We start from the raw sequence: 706 nt of genomic DNA on the forward strand, positions 1-706 counted from the left end.
TAGGTTGTGCTGAAGTAAGGTCAAAAATGGCTGTTGCTGTATTGGAGCATTGGCTCAAACTTGAATTCTGAACAGCAGGAACAATGCCTTGTGTTACTATGACAGATTTCGTGTACTGGCAGTTGGCGGGTGTTTTCACGGTAACGGTATAAGTTCCCGGTGCTGATACGGTAATCGCCGGTGTTGTGGCTCCTGTAGACCAAGTGTAGGTATTTCCTGCTCCCGCTGAAGCAGCTGTAAGCTGTGTGCTGGTTTGGTCGCACAGCAATAAATTTCCTGTAATTGTCACATTCGGGTCGTTTTCTTTATTTATAGTAACTGAAACAGGAGCGCTGGTGCAATTTCCGCTTGTGTTGGTCAAAGTGTAGGTACCCTCGGTTGTCACAGTGATCGATGGGGTTGTAGCTCCTGTAGACCAGGTATTTCCGGTGCTGAGGCTTGATGTGAGTGTGACACTTCCTCCATAACATATTGTAGGTGAAGATGCAGTAATGCCTGGTGCGATAGATTGCGTAATATTTAATTGTAATTGTGCAATCTTGGAACAGGTTGCTGATTTTACCCGGACATAGATTGTGGCATTCCCTGAAGGATATGCTGCCGGGTTTGTAATTGTATTCCCATTTCCTGCAATCGCATCTGCCTGATTTATATAGTAATCAAAACTTACAGCTGGAGTCGTACTGATATTAGGTTGTGCTGAAGT

At 44.8% G+C, this 706-nt stretch carries 1 pseudogene; it reads right to left on the minus strand.

The window, feature by feature from the left end:
- Positions 1-706 (minus strand): annotated as a pseudogene (locus AOB46_RS23550) (hypothetical protein); the annotation flags it as partial.

The organism is Chryseobacterium indologenes, from assembly GCF_001295265.1.
Classification (GTDB): domain Bacteria; phylum Bacteroidota; class Bacteroidia; order Flavobacteriales; family Weeksellaceae; genus Chryseobacterium; species Chryseobacterium indologenes_A.